The organism is Mesorhizobium sp. M7A.F.Ca.US.014.04.1.1 (assembly GCF_003998745.1).
GTDB classification, from domain to species: domain Bacteria; phylum Pseudomonadota; class Alphaproteobacteria; order Rhizobiales; family Rhizobiaceae; genus Mesorhizobium; species Mesorhizobium ciceri.
Window position 1 is genome coordinate 1 of the sequence record NZ_RZRW01000603.1, and the last position, 3,367, is coordinate 3,367.

5 protein-coding genes are annotated in these 3,367 nt (G+C 62.9%); 4 read left to right on the forward strand and 1 reads right to left on the reverse strand.

Annotation, left to right across the window (positions count from 1 at the left end; all coding sequences use genetic code 11):
* Both metK and EOA22_RS28405 read left to right on the forward strand, forming a co-directional pair.
* Window positions 1-1,048 (forward strand): methionine adenosyltransferase (metK, locus tag EOA22_RS28400; RefSeq protein ID WP_127390390.1); only part of this gene is annotated, 1,048 nt, incomplete at its 5' end.
* Window positions 1,049-1,071: 23 nt separating this feature from the next.
* On the forward strand, window positions 1,072-1,773 hold the full coding sequence (locus EOA22_RS28405) for a tRNA (guanosine(46)-N(7))-methyltransferase TrmB (RefSeq protein ID WP_024503462.1): 702 nt from the start codon (window positions 1,072-1,074) through the stop codon (window positions 1,771-1,773).
* A 66-nt stretch (window positions 1,774-1,839) separates the two neighbouring features.
* Here the strand turns inward: EOA22_RS28405 and EOA22_RS28410 are convergent, their stop codons facing one another.
* The gene (locus EOA22_RS28410) at window positions 1,840-2,007 is read right to left on the reverse strand and encodes a hypothetical protein (RefSeq protein WP_013527898.1); all 168 of its coding nucleotides are present in this window, start codon (window positions 2,005-2,007) and stop codon (window positions 1,840-1,842) included.
* A gap of 299 nt (window positions 2,008-2,306) precedes the next feature.
* Here EOA22_RS28410 and rimP point away from each other — a divergent pair, with 299 nt between their 5' ends.
* Window positions 2,307-2,951, forward strand: coding sequence for a ribosome maturation factor RimP (rimP, locus tag EOA22_RS28415; protein WP_013527897.1), 645 nt, complete (start codon window positions 2,307-2,309; stop codon window positions 2,949-2,951).
* A gap of 49 nt (window positions 2,952-3,000) precedes the next feature.
* Window positions 3,001-3,367: NusA N-terminal domain-containing protein (locus EOA22_RS28420; RefSeq protein ID WP_281040792.1), on the forward strand; the 367-nt coding region annotated here is incomplete at its 3' end.

Here is a 3,367-nt window from a genome sequence, read left to right on the forward strand (position 1 = left end):
GAAGAAGGACAAGGCAGGCAACATCCTCAAGGATGCCGCCGGCCATCCGGTCGTCAATCCGGCCAAGTTCAAATCGGTCGCCCGCAAGGCGATCCGCGAAATCGGCTACGAGCAGGCCGGCTTCCACTGGAAAACGGCGAAGATCGAGGTTCTGCTGCACGGCCAGTCGCCTGACATCGGCCAGGGCGTCGACAACGCTGCCGACCGTCAGGGCGAAGAGGGTGCCGGCGACCAGGGCATCATGTTCGGTTATGCCTGCCGCGAGACGCCGGATTTGATGCCGGCGCCGATCTACTACAGCCACAAGATCCTCGAACTGCTGGCTGCTGCCCGTCACGAAGGCAGCGGTGAAGCCGGCAGGCTCGGGCCGGATGCCAAGAGCCAGGTCACCGTTCGCTATGTCGATGGCAAGGCCGCCGAGGCGACGCAGATCGTGCTGTCCACGCAGCATCTCGATGCGAGCTGGGATTCAAAGAAGGTCCGCAAGGTCGTCGAACCCTATATCCGCGAGGCGCTGGGCGACCTCAAGATCGCCGACGATTGCATGTGGTACATCAATCCGACCGGCAAGTTCGTCATCGGCGGGCCGGACGGCGACGCCGGCCTGACCGGCCGCAAGATCATCGTCGACACCTACGGTGGTGCCGCACCCCATGGCGGCGGCGCTTTCTCCGGCAAGGACACCACCAAGGTGGATCGTTCGGCAGCCTATGCGGCGCGCTACCTGGCCAAGAACGTGGTGGCGGCGAAACTCGCCGACCGCTGCACCATCCAGCTTTCCTACGCCATCGGCGTCGCCCAGCCGCTGTCGGTCTATGTCGACTTGCATGGTACCGGCAAGGTCGACGAGGCAAAGCTCGAGGACGCGCTGCGCACGGTGATGGATCTGTCGCCGTCGGGCATCCGCCGTCACCTCGATCTCAACAAACCGATCTACGCCAAGACGTCGTCCTACGGCCATTTCGGCCGCAAGGCCGGCCGTGATGGGTCTTTCTCCTGGGAAAAGACCGATCTCGCCAAGGCGCTCAAGGACGCGGTCGCCGCCTGACAGCGGCGCCGCGAAGTCCCGCCATGGATCCGAAGGACAGACCAAGCCGCGCGACCGAAGCCTTTTTCGGTCGCCGGCGCGGCAAGACCATGCGTCCGCAACAGGCGGCCGCGCTGGAAAGCGGCTTCGGTGTATATCGGCTCGATCTGGCGGCCGAGCCGCCGGCCGATCTGCAAACTCTGTTTCAGACCGATGTCAGCGCGGTTCGCCTCGAGATTGGCTTCGGCGGTGGCGAACATCTCCTGCACCGCGCGACCGAGGCGCCTTCGATCGGCTTTATCGGCGTCGAGCCCTTCGTCAACGGCATGGCCAAGATGATGATGGCGGTGCGCGAGAAACCGCTCGCCAATCTGCGGGTTTATGACGACGACGCCACAAGGCTGCTCGACTGGCTGCCGCAGGCCTCGCTCGGCGGCCTCGATCTGCTCTATCCCGACCCCTGGCCGAAGAAGAAACACTGGAAGCGACGTTTCGTAAGCCCGGTCAATCTCGAGCGGTTCGCGCGCGTGCTGAAGCCTGGTTCAAAATTCCGCTTCGCCTCCGACATCGACACTTATGTCAACTGGACCTTGCTGCATTGCCGCGCGCATGGCGCGTTCGCATGGCAGGCTTGCGAGGCGGCGGACTGGCACCGGCCCTATGATGGTTGGCCGGGCACCCGTTACGAGGCCAAGGCCATTCGTGAGGGCCGGCGGCCGGCCTATCTTACCTTCATTCGGAAATAGGCTCGCGGTCTTAGAGCAATTCCAGGAAAAGTGTGAAACGGTTTTCCGTCCGGAATTGCGTCAAAGCTAGAATCGGCGGCCGATGCGATCGAAGGCGGCAGGCTCGACGCCGAGGTTGCGCAGGTCGTCGGCGCGCGGCCTGCGACCGGCTTCTACGGCCCGTGAAGCGGCCACGGCGCTGCCGAATACGGTGAAGAAGTCGCCTATTGCAGAAAATATCTTGCGATTGCTCATGATCATGTCCTTTCGCGCACGTGTGACGCACGGCCACCTTTGTGCAGCGCAGCGTAAGTAGGTGCGTTTCAGCGCCAATCCCATTGGGGCCGCCGCATGGGCGCCATGCGCTCCATGCAACGCTGGCGGGGGCCACCTCGATGGCAGCGTTGCCCGACCAGCATAGCGGGCTTGAAACACAGGCCGCGATCGTCTATATCAGCCTCAAATTCTTGGTCGGTATGACGAAGAGTGGGTCCACCCGGTCCCGCTCTTTTTTATTACCTGCCGATAACTTGGTAGAGAACGACAGGGCTTCAATGACTGCAACGGCAAGCGAGGGCGACGATCGCATCATCCGCGAAAGCGGCATCGATGCGCGCATCGCGCTGATCGTCCAGCCGGTTCTGCGCGGCATCGGCTTCCGCCTCGTGCGGGTGCATCTGTCGGGCCAGAACGGGCTGACGCTGCAGATCATGGCCGAACGCGAGGACGGCACCATGACCGTCGAGGATTGCGAAGAGGTCAGCCGCGCGGTGTCGCCGGCGCTCGATGTCGATGATCCGATCGAAAAGGCCTACCATCTTGAAGTCTCGTCGCCCGGCATCGACCGGCCGCTGGTCCGCAAATCGGATTTCACGACCTGGACGGGTCATCTGGTGAAAATGGAAACATCGATCGTCGTCGCCGACCGCAAGCGCTTCAAGGGCAAGATCGCCGAAGCCGGCGAAGACGATGTGCTGATCGAGCGCGACAAGGCAGCCTATGGCGAGGAGCCGACGGTGCGCGTCCCCTATGACGCGATTGCCGATGTGCGCCTGATCCTGACCGACGATCTCATCCGCGATGCCCTGTCGAAGGACAACAGGGCGCGCAAGGAAGCCAAGAAGCGCCGTGGCGAACCGGACGACGACGAGTCGGGTGCGGAAGCGGACGCCACGGAAGAACACGAACAGGAACTATGATTGAGCTGCCGGGCGCAAAGGTCCGGCAAACAAGCTCGGGAGAAAAACGATGGTTGTAAGCGCCAACAGACTTGAATTGCTGCAGATCGCCGACGCGGTCGCGCGTGAAAAGTCGATCGACAAGTCGATCGTCATCGCCGCCATGGCCGATGCGATCCAGAAGGCGGCGCGCTCGCGTTACGGTCAGGAGACCAACATCCGCGCCGACATCAACCCGAACACCGGTGAGATGAAGCTGCAGCGGCTGATGGAAGTGGTCGAGAAGGTCGATGACTACGCCACGCAGATCGCCATTTCCTCGGCTCGCGAGCGCAATCCCGACGCCCAGCTCGGCGACTTCATTGCCGAACAGCTGCCGCCCATGGATTTCGGCCGCATCGCCGCCCAGTCGGCCAAGCAGGTCATCGTCCAGAAGG